The sequence below is a fragment of the Streptomyces sp. L7 genome (assembly GCF_050990935.1).
Lineage (GTDB): Bacteria > Actinomycetota > Actinomycetes > Actinomycetales > Microbacteriaceae > Leifsonia.
On the sequence record NZ_CP194644.1, the window covers coordinates 326,065 to 342,799 of the forward strand.

Below are 16,735 nucleotides of genomic sequence, written 5' to 3' on the forward strand. Positions count from 1 at the left end.
CGTCGCCGATTTTCCCCAATTCAGCGCGTGATCCGTCCCCCTGCCGGGGGTGCGAAGTAGCGTTGAACCTATGGCTACGAGCACCAAGTCGACTTCGTCCGCCCGGGGGTCCGGTCGCGGCGGCTCGACGGCGCGCAAGACGGCCGCCAAGACCCCGACGAAGACGCAGAATCAGAAGACCGTCGCATACCCGGCCGCCGACGACGCGCCGAGCCCGCTCGTCCGTGCGTGGATGGGGCTGGCGCACCTCACCGGAGGGGCGTTCCGCGCGCTCGGGCCCGAGAAGCTGAGCAAGGAGGAGCGGCGCGACGGCTTCCCGTTCTTCCTCGTGCTGCTCGCCATCGCCGGGGTCGTCGTCGAATGGTTCCTGATCAACGACCAGGTCGCGCGCACGCTCGACTCCTGGACCTTCGGCCTCCTCTTCGGCCGGGTCGCGTTCGCGCTCCCGGTCATCATGGTGGTCTTCGCGGCCTGGCTGTTCCGGCATCCCAGCTCCGTGCACGACAACACGCGCATCGGGATCGGCCTCGGCATCCTGCTGCTGATGGTCTCCGGGCTCTGCCACCTGTTCAGTCACCACCCGTCGCCCACCGACGGCGTCGCCGCGCTCGCCCAGGCCGGCGGAATGCTGGGCTGGCTCATCGCCGCCCCGCTCTCCTGGCTGATCACGCCCTACGGCGCCGCAGCGGTCATCATCCTGCTGCTGATCCTGAGCCTCTTCATCATCACCAAGACGCCGCCCAACAAGCTGCCCGCGCGCATCCGCGAGCTGTACGCCTACCTGTTCGGTGCACAGCTCCCCACCGAGGAGGAGCGCCAGGAGGCCAAGGACGAGCGCAAGAACCAGCGCACCGAGCAGGTCGAGCTCGACGGCCTGGACGAGTCGGAGGGCGAGACCGCGCTGCCCTGGTGGCGGCGCAACACGTCCCAGCGCGAGGAGGACCCGGACTACGAGGCGCCCGCAGACCTCACGGACGTGTTCGGCGCCCCCGCGCGGGGCAAGGGCGAGTTCGCCTCCCCGCTCGAGCCGGACCCGTCGAGCGACCACTACAACACCGAGGTGCTCAGCGAGCTCGCCAACGCGGAGTCCGTGCTCCAGCGCTTCACCGGCGAGGTGCCGCCGACCGCTGCGGCTGCGCCCCTGCCGACGGCTCCGGCCGTGCTGCCGGGCTTCCAGGCCGCCGCCGACGACTTCGACGAGACGGTCGCCGTCGACGAGGTCGCGCAGCCGACCGCGCCCTACAACCTCCCCTCGGCCACGATGCTCTCGGCAGGCACGCCGGCCAAGACGCGCTCCAGCGCGAACGAGGAGATCGTCGCGGCCATCACCGAGGTGCTGACCCAGTTCGGCGTCGACGCCAGGGTGACCGGGTACTCCCGAGGCCCGACAGTCACCCAGTACGAGATCGAGCTCGGCCCCGGGGTCAAGGTGGAGCGGGTCACTGCGCTCAGCAAGAACCTCTCCTACGCGGTCGCGAGCAACGAGGTCCGCATCCTCTCGCCGATCCCCGGCAAGTCCGCCATCGGCGTCGAGATCCCGAACAGCGACCGTGAGATCGTCTCGCTCGGCGACATCCTCCGCTCGCCGGCGGCCGCCAAGAGCGTCCACCCCATGACCATCGGCATCGGCAAGGACGTCGGCGGCGGGTTCGTGGTCGCGAACCTCGCCAAGATGCCGCACCTCCTGGTGGCCGGCTCGACCGGTTCCGGAAAGTCGAGCTTCGTCAACTCGATGATCACCAGCCTTCTCATGCGCGCGAAGCCGTCCGAGGTCCGCATGGTGCTCATCGACCCGAAGCGCGTCGAGCTCACCATCTACGGCGGAGTCCCGCACCTCATCACGCCCATCATCACGAACCCGAAGAAGGCCGCCGAAGCGCTCCAGTGGGTCGTCAAAGAGATGGACATGCGGTACGACGACCTCGCGAGCTTCGGCTTCCGCCACATCGACGACTTCAACAAGGCCGTGGTCAACAACGAGATCGTGCTTCCGGAGGGCAGCGAGCGCAAGCTCAAGCCCTACCCGTACCTGCTCGTGGTCGTGGACGAGCTCGCCGACCTGATGATGGTCGCCCCGCGCGACGTCGAGGACTCCATCGTCCGCATCACCCAGCTCGCCCGCGCCTCCGGCATCCACCTGGTGCTCGCGACGCAGCGCCCGTCCGTGGACGTCGTGACCGGCCTCATCAAGGCCAACGTGCCCTCCCGGCTCGCGTTCGCGGTGACCAGCGTCACCGACTCGCGGGTCATCCTCGACCAGCCGGGCGCCGACAAGCTCATCGGCCAGGGCGACGCGCTCTTCCTGCCGATGGGCGCCTCCAAGGCGGTGCGTGTGCAGGGTGCGTGGGTGAACGAGGATGAAATCCAGAAGGTCGTGAACCACGTCACGCGGCAGGCGCGACCCGAGTACCGGCAGGACGTGACGGCGGGCGCGGAGAAGAAGCAGATCGACTCCGACATCGGTGACGACCTCGAGCTGCTGCTGGCGGCGGCCGAGCTCGTCGTCTCGTCGCAGTTCGGCTCCACGTCGATGCTCCAGCGCAAGCTCCGCGTCGGCTTCGCCAAGGCGGGACGGCTCATGGACCTCCTCGAGTCCCGCGAGATCGTCGGGCCCTCGGAAGGTTCGAAGGCCCGCGACGTGCTCGTGACGGCGGAGCAGCTCGGGCAGGTGATGGCGCGCCTCCGCGGGGAGGAGCCGCAGTCGCGGCCCGCCGCAGCGCCCGCGCCGGCCGGGCAGCCGGTCGCGGACGCGCACGACGACGGCGACCGCTACGGAGCGGACCCCGTCGCGGCGATGTCCGAGGGCTATCCTGAGGTGGACGGCGACTCGGACGAGGACGCCTGGCAACTGACCGGCAGGGAGTAGACCGCGATGTCGGTGCCCGACACGCCTCCGCCGGCCGCGGCGGACGGCAGGACGAACCGCGCGAGCAACTGGAACGTGCCCAACCTGATCACGGTGGTGCGCATCCTCCTCGCGCCGTTGTTCATCTGGATGCTGCTCGCCGACGCCGGCCACGACGGCCCGCTGCGCTGGACGGCGGCGGTGCTGTTCGTGCTCGCCATCGCCACCGACGGGGTCGACGGCGCGATCGCGCGACGCAACAACACGGTGACCGACCTCGGCAAGCTGCTCGACCCGATCGCCGACAAGGTGCTGACCGGCGGCGCGCTGGTGTCGCTGTCGATCCTGAACGAGCTGCCCTGGTGGGTCACCATCGTCATCCTCGTGCGCGAGATCGGCATCACCGTCTACCGGTTCGTGGTCATCCGCCAGGGCGTGATCGCGGCCTCCCGCGGCGGCAAGATCAAGACCATCGTGCAGTCGGTGGCGATCTCGTTCGCGCTCTTCCCGCTCTGGACGATCTTCGGCGACTGGATCTTCTGGGTGAACGGCATCCTGATGACCGCGGCCATCATCCTCACCGTCGTGACCGGCTTCGACTACCTCTGGCAGGCCTACCGCGGTCGGAGGGCCACGCGTGTCGGGGCCTGACGACGTCGCAGCGGCCGACCTCACCTTCCGGGTGGTGCGCATACTCATCGAGCGCCGCCAGACGATCGCCGTGGCCGAGTCGCTGACCGGGGAGGCCTCGCGGCGGAACTCACCCGCGTCCCCGGCGCCTCCGCCGCGGTGCTCGGCGCTGCGGTGGTCTACGCGACGGAGCTGAAGCACACGCTGCTCGGTGTGGACGCCGAGCTCCTGCAGCGCGAGGGGCCGGTCGACGCGGAGGTCGCGCGCCAGCTCGCCGCCGGGGTGCGGGAGCGGCTCGCCGTCGACGGGCGTCCCGCCGACCTCGGCGTCTCGACGACCGGTGTGGCCGGCCCGGACCCGCAGGGCGGCCGCGCGGTGGGCACGGTCTACGTGGGCGTCGCGTCGGCGTCGGGAGTCCGGTCCTCCGAGCTGAGGCTGGCGGGGGACCGGCAGTCCATCCGGTCGCAGACGGTCACGCGGGCGGTGCGCGAACTGGCTGTGGAGCTCGGGATCGTGGAGCGCTGACACCCCTTCGGGGGTGCTTCCGGACCCGCCCGGTGGCCAGGGAATAGCTGGTGTTTCCGTTCGGTTACAACTCCTTGCATTCACAACGAAAGCCCAGTCGTCGCGGATATCGTGACTGACATGGATGCGGTACAGTTGGCATCCATTCGATACGTCGGCAGGGTAGAAGAAGGAGGCTCCGAAATGATTCTTGTACGTCAGGAAATCGGCGACGTGCTCAGGGACTTCCGCCTGCAGAAGGGCCGCACCCTGCGTCAGGTCGCGAGCAAGGCGAGTGTCGCCCTCGGCTACCTGAGCGAGGTCGAGCGCGGTCAGAAAGAGGCCTCGAGCGAGATCCTCGCTTCGGTGGCCGACGCCCTGGAGACCCCGGTCTCCGTCATCATGCGCGAGGTCGGCGACCGCATCGCGGTGCTCGAAGGGCTCGAGCCGGGCATCCCCGACACCATCCCCGACGACTTCGTCTCCGCTCTGGACGCGAACCTCGTCTCCCGCTGAACCACCCACGACATTCCCGAGGGCGCCCCGCAGCATGCGGGGCGTCGCTCGTTCAAGGTGAACCCATGAAGTTGAGCGAGTTCCAGCGCGCCGTCGTCGACGAGTTCGGCTCGGGATACGGACAAGCGCTCCTGTCGGACCTCGTGCTCGGGGAGCTCGGCGGCCGCACGGCGCAGGACGCGCTGGGCGCCGGCATCCCGGCGCGCGAGGTCTGGCTCGCGCTGTGCCGCGAGACCGGCGTGCCGCAGTCGCACTGGTACGGCGCGGGAATGCCGGCGCCCAAGCGCTGAGCGTCCCTCGGAGTCGACATTCGTGCCGAATGTCGCGAATGCGCCGCTCGGAGTCGACATTCGTGCCGAATCGCGCCAAGACCCGCGCGGTGACATTCGTGACGAATGTCGCGATTGGCGCGCGCAAACCCCACATTCGTGACGAATCGCGCAGCGACACGCCGGGTCGGAGCGCTCGAAGATATGTTCGGATGTGCGTAGACTCCTGCACAGGCAGCAATCGAAAACGAGTTGTCCACGGATCCATCGGACGACACCCGGAGTGTCGGCGGTCGGCCATACAGTCGAACTCGTCAGCGAAGCCCACGAAGGAGAACCGCAATGCCATCACCCGCAGACCGCGAGAAGGCGCTCGAGACCGCGCTCGCCCAGATCGACCGTCAGTTCGGCAAGGGCTCGGTCATGCGACTGGGCAGCGACGAGCGCGCCCCCGTCGAGGTCGTCCCCACCGGGTCGATCGCGCTCGACGTCGCCCTCGGCATCGGGGGTCTGCCCCGCGGTCGCATCGTCGAGATCTACGGTCCGGAGTCCTCCGGTAAGACCACGCTGACGCTGCACGCCATCGCCAACGCCCAGCGGGCCGGCGGCATCGCGGCCTTCATCGACGCCGAGCACGCGCTCGACCCGGAGTACGCACGCAAGCTCGGCGTCGACATCGACGCCCTCCTCGTCTCGCAGCCGGACACCGGTGAGCAGGCGCTCGAGATCGCCGACATGCTGGTCCGCTCCGGCTCGATCGACCTCGTCGTCATCGACTCGGTCGCTGCTCTGGTGCCCCGCGCGGAGATCGAGGGCGAGATGGGCGACTCGCACGTCGGCCTCCAGGCCCGGCTCATGTCGCAGGCCCTCCGCAAGCTGACCGGCGCGCTGAGCTCCACCAACACCACGATGATCTTCATCAACCAGCTCCGCGAGAAGATCGGCGTCTTCTTCGGCAGCCCGGAGACGACCGCCGGCGGTAAGGCCCTCAAGTTCTATGCGTCGGTCCGCCTTGACATCCGTCGTATCGAGACCTTGAAGGACGGCACCGAGGCGGTGGGCAACCGCACCCGCGTCAAGATCGTCAAGAACAAGATGGCGCCGCCCTTCAAGCAGGCGGAGTTCGACATCCTCTACGGCGTCGGCATCTCGCGCGAGGGCAGCCTCATCGACTTCGGTGTGGAGCACGGCATCGTCAAGAAGTCGGGCGCCTGGTACACGTACGAGGGCGACCAGCTCGGCCAGGGCAAGGAGAACTCGCGCAACTTCCTGATCGCGAACGCTGATATCGCCGCCGAGATCGAGAAGAAGATCCTCATCAAGCTCGGCGTGATCGCAGACCCGAACGCGGCGGCGGCGCCCGTGGAGGCCGACAACGTGGACTCGCTGGAGAAGAAGCTGCAGGCTCGCAAGGGGGCGTGACGGCGGCCTCGGCGAGAGTCGGCTCGGGGCGAGAACAGACGGCAGTGACATCAGCGGGAGAAGAACGAGGAGGGAGCTGTCGTGGTCGTGAGGTTTCCTTCTGAGTCTTCCGACGATGGAGCTGTGGGAGCTTCGGGGTCCGAGCATGTGGCTCCGGTGACGCCGTTGCGCCGCACGGGGGCGGCGCCCAAGCGGGAGCGGTCGGCCGAGCCGGGGGTGGTGCGGCCCGTGGCGGAGCTTCCCGGTGTGCAGGGCGTGCGCGCGCGGGAGTCGCGGGCAGCGGAGTCGAGCTCAGCGGAGTCGAGCTCAGCGGAGTCGAGCGCAGCGGAGTCAAGCGCAGCGGAGTCGGGCGAGGCGTCCACGCGGTGGAACAACACGTGGGCGGCTGAGCCCGCGCAGCGTTCCAGCACGGTCGACGCGGCTGCCTCGCCCGACGACGGTACCGTGTCCGTAAACGACGAGGAGAGCGAGCGGCTGACGCGGAAGGCGTCGGGGCTCACGATCCGGCAGCTCGCGCGGCGGGGGATGTCGCGGTGGGAGCTGGAGCAGTTGCTCACCAAACGGGAGATCGCTCCGGAGGTATTCGGTCCGGAACTCGACCGGCTCGAAGCGATGGGCGTGATCGACGACGCATCGCTTGCGGCGACGCTGGCGTTCACGCAGCACAGCCGCAAGGGGCTCGGGCGGTCGGCGATCGAGCTCGACCTCAAGCGGCGCCACATCGCTCCCGAGCTGATCGAGGAGGCGCTCGCGGACATCGCGGACGAAGACGAGCTGGAGCGGGCGACCGAGCTGGCCGTCAAGCGGATCGGGCTGCTCTCGTCGTACGACGACGAGACCGCGCGGCGCCGGCTGCACGGGTTCCTCGCGCGCAAGGGCTACGACTCCTCCGTGGTCCGACAGGCGATGGACGCGGCGTTCGCGACGCGTGGGCGTCGCGGCGGAGTACGGTTCCAGTAGGCGCGAACGGGGGTCGGGCGCTCGTTCGATTCCGGTCCCGGTCGAACGTAGAATCGTACGCATCATGAGCACCATCGAGTCGACCAGCGCCGAGCAGAGCACCGCCGAGCCGAGCACCTCCGAGCACTCCCGGGTCTTCGAGCCGTCCCCGGCCGCCCTCACCGAGGACGGCCGTCCGCTAACGTACGAGGTGCGCACCTTCGGCTGCCAGATGAACGTGCATGACTCGGAGCGGCTCAGCGGATCGCTGGAGGCGGCTGGCTACGTCCCCGCAGACGGGGCCGAGGCGGACATCGTCGTGATCAACACCTGCGCGGTCCGCGAGAACGCCGACAACAAGCTCTACGGCAATCTCGGCCACCTCGCAGGCGTCAAGCGCCGGCACGCCGGCATGCAGATCGCCGTCGGCGGCTGCCTCGCCCAGAAGGACAAGAACGTCATCCTCGAGAAGGCACCGTGGGTGGACGTCGTCTTCGGCACGCACAACATGGGGTCGCTCCCGGGTCTCCTCGAGCGCGCGCGGCACAACGACGCTGCGGAGATCGAGATCCTGGAGTCCCTCGAGACCTTCCCGTCCACGCTGCCCACGAAGCGCGACTCGTCGTACTCGGGCTGGGTGTCCATCTCGGTGGGCTGCAACAACACCTGCACCTTCTGCATCGTGCCGTCCCTGCGCGGCAAGGAGAAGGACCGCCGACCGGGCGACATCCTCGCAGAGATCGGCACCCTGGTCGAGGACGGCGCCATCGAGGTCACGCTGCTCGGCCAGAACGTCAACTCGTACGGCGTCGAGTTCGGCGACCGCCAGGCCTTCAGCAAGCTCCTGCGCGCCGCGGGGCAGATCGACGGACTGGAGCGCATCCGCTTCACCAGCCCGCACCCGGCCGCCTTCACCGACGACGTCATCGACGCGATGGCGGAAACGCCGAACGTCATGCCCCAGCTCCACATGCCGCTCCAGTCCGGCTCGGACCGCATCCTCAAGTCGATGCGCCGGTCGTACCGCTCGGAGAAGTTCCTCGGCATCCTCGACCGTGTGCGCGCCAAGCTGCCCGACGCGGCGATCAGCACGGACATCATCGTCGGCTTCCCGGGCGAGACCGAAGAGGACTTCCTGGAGACGATGCGCGTGGTCGAGCAGGCCCGCTTCGCGTCGGCGTTCACGTTCCAGTACTCGATCCGCCCGGGCACGCAGGCCGCCGACATGGCCGACCAAGTGCCGAAGGCGATCGTCCAGGACCGCTACGACCGGCTGATCGCCCTCCAGGAGCGCATCTCGCTTGAGGAGAACGAGCGCCTGATCGGGCGCGAGGTCGAGCTGCTGGTCGCGAACGGCGAAGGCCGCAAGGACGCCGACACCCACCGCCTGAGCGGCCGCGCCCGCGACAGCAGGCTCGTCCACTTCGAGCTGCCGGACGGCTCCGACGTGCCGCGCCCCGGAGACGTGGTCACCGTGCGGATCACCCAGGCGGCGCCGCACTACCTGATCGCGGACAGCACCGACGGTGCCCCCTCGCCATCCGCCGCACCCGCGCGGGCGACGCATGGGACCGTGCGGAGGCCGAGTTGTGCGCGGTGCCGGCCCACGGCGACGGCGCGCAGGCGGCCGGGCGCGTGTCGCTCGGCCTGCCGACGTTGCGCCCTCGCGACCCGCTGACCTCCCCGGGCGTCGGCACGATGCCGATCTACGACCCGTCGGACGGCCAGCGCTGAGCGGCGAACGCGAGCCCGCCGCGGCCACCACGGCCGACACTGCCACCTCCATCGTCGCCGTCGTCGGCGCCACCGGTACCGGCAAGACGGAGCTCTCCCTCGCGCTCGCGGAGGCCCTCCGCGCGCAGGGCCGCGCCGCCGAGGTCGTGAACGCCGACGCGATGCAGTTCTACCGGGGCATGGACATCGGCACCGCGAAGCTTCCCCCGGCCGAGTGGCGCGGCGTGCCGCACCACCTGTTCGACGTCCTCGACGTGACCGAGGAGGCGACGGTCGCGCGCTACCAGCCGGAGGCGCGGCGGGTCGTCGACGCGATCCGTGCACGCGGGGCGACGCCCATCCTCGTGGGCGGGTCGGGGCTGTACGTGTCCAGCGTGATCTTCGACTTCCGGTTCCCGGGCACCGATCCGGAGCTCCGGGCCCGGCTGGAGGCCGAGCTGGCGGCGCACGGGCCGGGGATGCTGTTCCGGCGGCTGGTGGACGTCGACCCGCAGGCTGCGCAGCGCATCGGATCGTCCAACGGGCGCCGGATCGTCCGCGCGCTGGAGGTCGCCGAGCTGACCGGGCAGCCGGTCAGCGGCGCGCTCCCGGACGAGCCACGGTACTGGCGGCCGACCGTCGTGCTCGGGCTCGCGGCCCCGCGCGAGGAGCTCGTGCTGCGGCTGGACGCGCGCGTCGAGCGGATGTGGCGCGACGGGCTCACCGACGAGGTGCGGCGGCTGATCCCGCTCGGCCTGGAGGACGGGGTGACCGCCCGCCGCGCGATCGGCTACGCGCAGGCGCTCGCGGAGGTGAAGGGCGAGCTGACCCGCGCGGAGGCCATCGCCTCGACGCAGCAGCTCACCCGGAGGTACGCGCGCAGACAGGTGAGCTGGTTCAAGCGGTACGCCGGCCTCCATTGGCTCGACTACGACGCCCCGGACCTCGCGGCAACCGCTCTGGACGCGCTCGGCACGCGCTGAGCCGGCGGCCGATAGGCTGGGGCGATGGCGACGCTCCACTTCACCAAGGGTCAGGGGACCGGCAACGACTTCGTGCTCTATTCCGACCCGGACGGGCGCCAGCCGCTGACGCCGCAGCAGATCGCCGCGATCTGCGACCGGCACTTCGGGATCGGCGCCGACGGGGTGATCCGCGCGGTCCGCTCCACTCACCTGCCGGAGGGCGCCGAGGCGCTCGCGGAGGACGACGGCGCCGAGTGGTTCATGGACTACTACAACGCCGACGGTTCCGTGGCGGAGATGTGCGGCAACGGCATCCGCGTGTACGTGCGCTACCTGCTGGCGTCCGGGCTCGCCCAGCTCGCGGACGGCGACACCCTCGCGATCGGCACGCGCTCGGGAGTCCGCGACGTGCAGCGCAACCTCAGCGGGTTCCAGGTCGACCTCGGCCGGTGGAGCCTCGACGGCGGCGAGCCGCTGGTGCGCGCCAAGGAGCTGCCGGTCGCCCGTCCGGGCCTCGGCGTCGATATGGGCAACCCGCACGTGGTCGTCGCCGTCGCAGACGAGTCCGAGTTGGAGGCCGCCGACCTCAGCTACATCCCGCACATCGAGCCGGAGCCCGAAGACGGCGCGAACGTCGAGTTCGTCGTGCCGCAGGAGCCGCTGGTGCGCGACGGCGTCGGCCGGATCCGGATGCGTGTGCACGAGCGGGGGAGCGGCGAGACGCTGTCCTGCGGCACCGGAGCGGCCGCGGCGGCGCTGGCCGTGCGGCACTGGGCCGGTTCCGGCGCTCCGGACCAGTGGCGCGTGGAGGTGCCGGGCGGCACGGTGGGCGTGCGGATGTTCCCGACGGAGGACGGCGAGCACGTCGCCCTCTCCGGCCCGGCCGAACTGGTCTACACCGGCACCCTCGAACTCGCCTGAACGAACTCCCGAGTACGCGAGAACTCAGGCGATCCGGGGCGAACGACAGGACTTTTCGCGTACTCCTCGGTGCGGTGGGGTGGGGCGCGGGAGCGGTCAGGATGCGGCGGGTTTGCGGGTGCGCAGCACGCGGTAGCCCTTGGAGATGGCGGCGCGGGTCGTGGTCAGCTCCGGCATCGTCGCCTGGATCCAGCGCTGCAGGGAGTCGCTGCCGAGGTTGCGCTGAACGACCAGCCACGCGTCCGAGCCCGGCTCCAGGCGCGGCAGCCAGCGCTGCAGGATGTCATGCAGCTCGTTCTTGCCGACCCGGATGGGCGGATTCGACCAGATCGTGGTGAATTCCAGCGACTCGGGAACATCATCCGGCGTCACGGGGTTAACATTTGTCAGACCGAGTTTCTGCGCATTCCGGCGCACCACGTCCAGCGCTCGGGTGTTGACGTCGACCGCCCAGACGGTCGCATGAGGGGATTCGAGAGCAAGTGTGAGAGCCAAAGGTCCCCAGCCGCAGCCGAGGTCGAGGAACTGACCTCCGGGCGGCGCGGAGGGGACATGGTCGAGGAGCACTCGCGTACCCATGTCGATGCGCTCGGGGCTGAAGATCCCGTTCGCCGTCACCAGTTCGTACGTCTGGCCCGCCAGGCGTGCGGTGAACGGCCGCAGGTTCAATTCGCTCTCGGGAGCGGGTGAGAAGTAGTGATCTCCGCTGGCCATATAGAGGACCGTACAGGACGCGGACCATCAGACAAACACGGCAGAACAGACAGACTAGGGTGTACCCCACCTGGATCAGGGGACAGTGAATGACCGAACGAACAGATTTCGAAGAACAGACCGCAGAAGCGACCACCGAGCACACCGTCGACGACGTCGTCGCCCGCGTTCTCGCCACCCAGCAGAACCGCGCGACGGTGACGCTCTTCGGCTCCGGAGCCCAGGCGCTCCAGCACAACGACACCGATGGCGGCGGCCACGACGGCGAGCAGTTCGACCGCGAGGAGCGCGCCGCGCTCCGCCGCGTCTCCGGGCTCTCCACCGAGCTCGAGGACGTCACCGAGGTCGAGTACCGGCAGCTCCGGCTGGAGAACGTCGTGCTCATCGGCGTGTACTCGCAGGGCTCGCTGCAGGACGCGGAGAACTCGCTGCGCGAGCTCGCCGCCCTCGCCGAGACCGCGGGCGCTGCGGTGCTCGACGGTCTCCTGCAGCGGCGGCCGCACCCCGACCCGAGCACGTATCTCGGCCGCGGCAAGGCCGAGGAGCTCGCCGGGGTCGTCCGCGCGCTCGGCGCCGACACCGTCATCGCCGACACCGAGCTCGCGCCCAGCCAGCGACGCGCGCTGGAGGACGTGGTGAAGGTGAAGGTGATCGACCGCACGGCCGTCATCCTCGACATCTTCAGCCAGCACGCCAAGAGCCGCGAGGGCAAGGCGCAGGTCGAGCTCGCGCAGCTCGAGTACCTGCTCCCGCGTCTGCGCGGCTGGGGCGAGTCGATGTCCCGCCAGGCCGGTGGCCAGGTGGGTGGCGCGGGCGCAGGCATGGGCTCGCGCGGTCCCGGTGAGACGAAGATCGAGCTCGACCGGCGCCGCATCCACACGCGCATGGCGAAGCTGCGCAAGCAGATCGCCGGGTTCAAGCCGGCGCGCGAGGCGAAGCGGGCGAACCGCAACCGCAACTCGGTGCCGTCGGTGGCGATCGCCGGGTACACGAACGCGGGCAAGTCGAGCCTGCTCAACAGGGTGACCAAGGCGGGCGTCCTCGTCGAGAACGCTCTGTTCGCCACGCTGGATGCGACCGTGCGCCGCTCGGTGACCGCCGACGGTCGCCTCTACACGCTGGCCGACACGGTCGGCTTCGTGCGCAACCTGCCGCACCAGCTGGTGGAGGCGTTCCGCTCGACGCTGGAGGAGGTCGCCGACTCCGACGTCATCCTGCACGTGGTCGACGGCTCGCACCCGGACCCGGCGTCGCAGCTCGCGACCGTCCGGGACGTGATCGGGGAGGTCGGCGCCCGGGACATCCCGGAGATCGTGGTGTTCAACAAGGCCGACCTCATCCCGGCCGACGACCGGCTCGTCCTGCGCGGCCTCGAGCCGGGCGCGATCTTCGCGTCGGCGCGCACCGGCGAGGGCATCGACGAGGTGCTGGCGGCGATCGCGCGGTTGCTGCCGGACCTGTCCGTCGAGGTCGAGCTCGTGGTCCCGTACGACCGCGGCGACCTCGTCTCCGCGCTGCACGAGCGCGGCCGTGTGCTCTCCACCGAGTACGTCGAGGACGGCACCCGCGTGCGCGCGCGGATCATGCCGGAGTACCAGTCCGTGTTCGAGCCGTTCGCCGTCTAGAGCGGACGAGCCCCGGTCGGAGGCCGGGCGGAGAGCCACTGTGTCGTCAGATGACGCAGCGGGTTTCCGCCCGGCCTCCTGTCGTTGTTATTGTGTCCCCACAACCGAAGCGGGAGACCGCTGACGTGGTGCGACAGCCGAGCCCGGCACCCGCCCGCCCCCTCCCTTTCGACAGTGTCGATCGGCGAGGGCGCCCGTGACGCTGATCGACACCCGAGGGATCATGGACTGTACCGACGCGCGGTTCTCATTCGAGCTGTATCCTCCGCGCAATGAACGCGCCGCGGCTGCGCTGCCCGCGACGATCGACCGCCTGGCCGCGGCCGGCCCCGACTTCATCTCGGTGACCTACGGGGCCAACGGCTCGTCGCGCTCGTCGTCGCTGGAGGTGCTGCGCTACATCCTGGAGCAGACCGACGTCAGCCCGATGGCGCACCTGACCTGCGTCGGCTCCACGCACTCCGAGGCGAACCGGCTGATCCGCGAGTTCCTCGACGCCGGCATCCGGCGCTTCCTCGCGGTGCGCGGCGACCCACCTGCGGGACTCGCCCCCGGGGACGACGGCCTCGGCGACATCAAGAGCTCGTCCGAGCTCGTGCAGCTCATCCACCGGGTCCAGGCCGAGCGCGTGCCGTACGGCGCTCTCCCCGTGCCCGGACTGCGCGCGCAGGCCGTGCTCTCGCAGCGCGAGCACGTGCAGATCGCGGTCGCGGCGTTCCCGCACGGCCACCCGTCGCGGACCGTGTCGCAGGACATCGACGCCCTGCTCGCGAAACAGGCGGCCGGCGCCAACCTCGGGATCACGCAGCTCTTCTTCCACGCGGAGGACTACCTCTCGTTCGCGCAGAAGGCGAAAGAGGCCGGAGTGACCTTCCCCATCCTCCCGGGCATCATGCCCGTCACCTCGCCCGCGCGGCTCACGCGGATGCTCGAGCTCAGCGGCGAGGACCTCCCGAGCGAGCTCGCCATCCAGCTCGAGGTCGAGCCGGATGAGGAAGGCCGGCGCGAGCTCGGCATCGCGTGGACCGCGCGCCTGGCGCAGCGGCTGCTCGACGGGGGCGCCCCCGGCATCCACCTGTACACGTTCAACCAGCACACGGCCGTCCTCTCGGTACTCGAGAGGGTGGGGTTGCTGGATCCGACCCCTTCCCACACCTCCGCCCCCTCGCAGAAAGCAGGCGACCCCGCATGACCGACACCACCACCACCCGCTCCGCCTTCCCGGTGGGCACCATCATCGGCTACCCGCGCATCGGGCGGCGCCGCGAGCTCAAGAAGGCCGTCGAGGCGTTCTGGGCCGGGCAGAGCACCGCGGAGGAGCTGGAGGCCACGGCCGCCGCGCTGCGTGCCGCCACGCGCGAGCGGCTCGCCGCGCTCGGCCTCGGCCGCGATGACGCCGCGATCCCGGAGAGCTTCAGCTTCTACGACCAGGTGCTGGACGCCGCTGTGACCGTGGGCGCCATCCCGTCCCGGTTCGCGGGGCTCGCCGCCGCCGACGGCTCCGTCGACCTGGCCGGCTACTTCACGATCGCCCGCGGCGAGGGCGACAAGGCCCCGCTGGAGATGACCAAGTGGTTCGACTCCAACTACCACTACCTCGTGCCGGAGCTCGGCCCGGAGACGGCCTTCCGGCTCGCGTCCGACCACATCGTGCGGCAGTTCGAGGAGGCCCGTGCCGCCGGGTACGTGACCCGCCCGGTGATCGTCGGCCCGGTCACCTTCCTCCTGCTGAGCAAAGCCGGCGAGGAGGCGCCGCAGGGCTTCCGCCCGCTGTCGCGACTCGGCGACCTGCTCCCGGTCTACCGCGAGCTGCTGGCCCGCCTCGCCGCCGCCGGTGCGCCGTGGGTGCAGCTCGACGAGCCCGCTCTCGTCTCGGAGAGCATCGAGGAGCCGCGCACCGAGGTGCTGGAGGCGGTCCGTGCCGCGTACGCCGAGCTGGGCGGCGCGGCCGAGCGGCCGGCGCTCTTCGTCGCGGCGCCGTACGGCAGCCTGGACGACGCCCTCCCCGTGCTCGCCCTCTCGCCCGTGGAGGCGATTTCCCTCGACTTGGTGAGGGGCAGCATTCCGACGGGGCTCGATGCCGCCACGCGCAGCGCGCTGGCCGGCAAGACCCTCGTCGGCGGCGTGATCGACGGCCACAACATCTGGCGCGGCGACTTGGAGGCGGCCTTCGGAACGCTGACCGAGCTGCTGTCGCTGAGCCCCGACGTCGCCGTGTCGACCTCCACCTCCCTGCAGCACGTCCCGCACGACGTGGACGACGAGCCCGACCTCGACGCGCGTCTGAAGACCTGGCTCGCGTTCGCCGACCAGAAGGTCGGCCAGGTAGCCGTGCTCGCGCGCGGCATCGTGGACGGCCACGAGGCGGTGCAGGACGAATTGACCGCGGCGACGGCGGCGCTCGCCGACCGGGCCTCCGCCCCGGGCGTGCGCGACGAGGCCGTGCGGTCGCGCGAGGCCGCGCTCACCCGCGCGGATTTCCGCCGCGGCGAGTACGGCGCTCGGCAGGCGGCGCAGGACGAGGCGCTGCACCTTCCGTTCCTGCCGACCACCACGATCGGGTCGTTCCCGCAGACCGCGGACATCCGGCGCTCGCGCGCCCAGTTCGTCGCCGGCGTCATCGACGAGGCGGAGTACCTCGGCCGCATGCAGGCGGAGATCAAGCGCGTCGTCGACCTCCAGGAGGAGATCGGGATCGACGTCATCGTGCACGGTGAGCCCGAGCGCAACGACATGGTGCAGTACTTCGCCGAGAACCTGGACGGCTTCGCGGTCACCACGAACGGCTGGGTGCAGTCGTACGGGTCGCGCTGCACGCGCCCGTCGATCCTGTGGGGCGACGTGTCGCGGCCGAAGCCGATCACCGTCGACTGGTCGACCTACACACAGACGCTGACCGAGAAGCCCGTCAAGGGGATGCTGACGGGCCCGGTCACGATCCTCGCCTGGTCGTTCGTGCGCGACGACCAGCCGCTCGGCGAGACCGCCCGCCAGGTGGCTCTCGCGCTGCGCGATGAGATCGCGGACCTGGAGGCCGCGGGCATCCGTGTCGTGCAGGTGGACGAGCCGGCGCTGCGCGAGCTGCTCCCGCTCAAGCGCGCCGACCAGGCCGGCTACCTGGAGTGGTCGGTGGGCTCGTTCCGGCTGGCGACCTCGGGGGTGGCGGACGCGACGCAGATCCACACGCACCTCTGCTACTCGGAGTTCGGCGTGGTCATCGACGCGATCCGCAACCTGGACGCCGACGTGACCAGCATCGAGGCCGCGCGCAGCCGCATGGAGGTCGTCCACGACATCCAGCGCTCCGGCTTCGAGCACGGTATCGGCCCGGGCGTCTACGACATCCACTCGCCGCGCGTGCCGTCCGTCGCCGAGGTGACCGAGCTGCTGGAGACGGCGCTCAGCGCCATCCCGGGCCGTCAGCTCTGGGTGAACCCGGACTGCGGGCTGAAGACCCGCGGGTACGACGAGACCGTGGCGTCGCTGCGGAACATCATCGCTGCGACGCGCGACGTGCGGGAGCGGGCGGGCGTCACCGCCTGATCGCTTCCACCGGCCGAGGCCGCGCTGTCCCGTTCCGCTGTATTGTCAGATCCTGCTGGGCTGTCAGATCCTGCTGGGATGTCAGGTCCTGCTGCGCTGTCAGGTTCTGCTGTGCGCGGACGGGGAGCG

12 protein-coding genes and 2 pseudogenes are annotated in these 16,735 nt (G+C 70.3%); 13 read left to right on the top strand and 1 reads right to left on the bottom strand.

Going from position 1 to position 16,735, the window contains the following annotated elements; translation table 11 throughout:
- Positions 1-70: 70 nt before the first annotated feature.
- The 10 genes and pseudogenes from ACR5MH_RS01645 (at position 71) to dapF (ending at position 10,724) form a co-directional block, all read left to right on the top strand.
- Positions 71-2,866: a DNA translocase FtsK 4TM domain-containing protein gene (locus tag ACR5MH_RS01645; RefSeq protein WP_431349347.1), complete on the top strand. Its 2,796-nt coding sequence runs from the start codon at positions 71-73 to the stop codon at positions 2,864-2,866.
- A 6-nt stretch (positions 2,867-2,872) separates the two neighbouring features.
- Positions 2,873-3,496: a CDP-diacylglycerol--glycerol-3-phosphate 3-phosphatidyltransferase gene (gene pgsA / locus ACR5MH_RS01650; protein WP_431349348.1), complete on the top strand. Its 624-nt coding sequence runs from the start codon at positions 2,873-2,875 to the stop codon at positions 3,494-3,496.
- 31 nt (positions 3,497-3,527) lie between these two features.
- A pseudogene (locus ACR5MH_RS01655) lies at positions 3,528-4,000 on the top strand (CinA family protein).
- 183 nt (positions 4,001-4,183) lie between these two features.
- A complete protein-coding gene (locus ACR5MH_RS01660) occupies positions 4,184-4,495 on the top strand; it encodes a helix-turn-helix domain-containing protein (protein ID WP_369962894.1) in 312 nt (103 codons plus the stop codon).
- Positions 4,496-4,560: 65 nt separating this feature from the next.
- The gene (locus ACR5MH_RS01665; protein WP_431349350.1) at positions 4,561-4,785 is read left to right on the top strand and encodes a DUF3046 domain-containing protein; all 225 of its coding nucleotides are present in this window, start codon (positions 4,561-4,563) and stop codon (positions 4,783-4,785) included.
- 321 nt (positions 4,786-5,106) lie between these two features.
- The gene (gene recA, locus ACR5MH_RS01670; RefSeq protein WP_431349351.1) at positions 5,107-6,186 is read left to right on the top strand and encodes a recombinase RecA; all 1,080 of its coding nucleotides are present in this window, start codon (positions 5,107-5,109) and stop codon (positions 6,184-6,186) included.
- A gap of 123 nt (positions 6,187-6,309) precedes the next feature.
- Positions 6,310-7,146 carry a regulatory protein RecX gene (locus ACR5MH_RS01675; RefSeq protein ID WP_433862209.1) on the top strand — a complete coding sequence of 279 codons (837 nt, stop codon included), beginning with the start codon at positions 6,310-6,312 and terminating at the stop codon, positions 7,144-7,146.
- A gap of 211 nt (positions 7,147-7,357) precedes the next feature.
- Positions 7,358-8,859: pseudogene (gene miaB, locus ACR5MH_RS01680) on the top strand (tRNA (N6-isopentenyl adenosine(37)-C2)-methylthiotransferase MiaB).
- 50 nt (positions 8,860-8,909) lie between these two features.
- Complete coding sequence (gene miaA, locus ACR5MH_RS01685; protein ID WP_433862586.1) at positions 8,910-9,821, top strand: tRNA (adenosine(37)-N6)-dimethylallyltransferase MiaA; 912 nt, start codon at positions 8,910-8,912, stop codon at positions 9,819-9,821.
- Positions 9,822-9,845: 24 nt separating this feature from the next.
- Entirely contained in the window at positions 9,846-10,724 is an 879-nt protein-coding gene (dapF, locus tag ACR5MH_RS01690; protein ID WP_431350161.1) for a diaminopimelate epimerase, read from the top strand.
- Positions 10,725-10,820: 96 nt separating this feature from the next.
- On the opposite strand, the gene ACR5MH_RS01695 is transcribed toward dapF, so the two are convergent.
- Positions 10,821-11,438: a class I SAM-dependent methyltransferase gene (locus ACR5MH_RS01695; RefSeq protein ID WP_431350162.1), complete on the bottom strand. Its 618-nt coding sequence runs from the start codon at positions 11,436-11,438 to the stop codon at positions 10,821-10,823.
- An 89-nt stretch (positions 11,439-11,527) separates the two neighbouring features.
- Here ACR5MH_RS01695 and hflX point away from each other — a divergent pair, with 89 nt between their 5' ends.
- From hflX to metE, 3 genes are all read left to right on the top strand, one after another.
- Complete coding sequence (gene hflX, locus ACR5MH_RS01700) at positions 11,528-13,063, top strand: GTPase HflX (protein WP_431350163.1); 1,536 nt, start codon at positions 11,528-11,530, stop codon at positions 13,061-13,063.
- A gap of 196 nt (positions 13,064-13,259) precedes the next feature.
- Entirely contained in the window at positions 13,260-14,255 is a 996-nt protein-coding gene (locus ACR5MH_RS01705) for a methylenetetrahydrofolate reductase (protein ID WP_431350164.1), read from the top strand.
- Complete coding sequence (gene metE / locus ACR5MH_RS01710) at positions 14,252-16,606, top strand: 5-methyltetrahydropteroyltriglutamate--homocysteine S-methyltransferase (protein ID WP_433862211.1); 2,355 nt, start codon at positions 14,252-14,254, stop codon at positions 16,604-16,606. Before ACR5MH_RS01705 ends, metE begins: the two co-directional genes overlap by 4 nt.
- Positions 16,607-16,735: the final 129 nt, after the last annotated feature.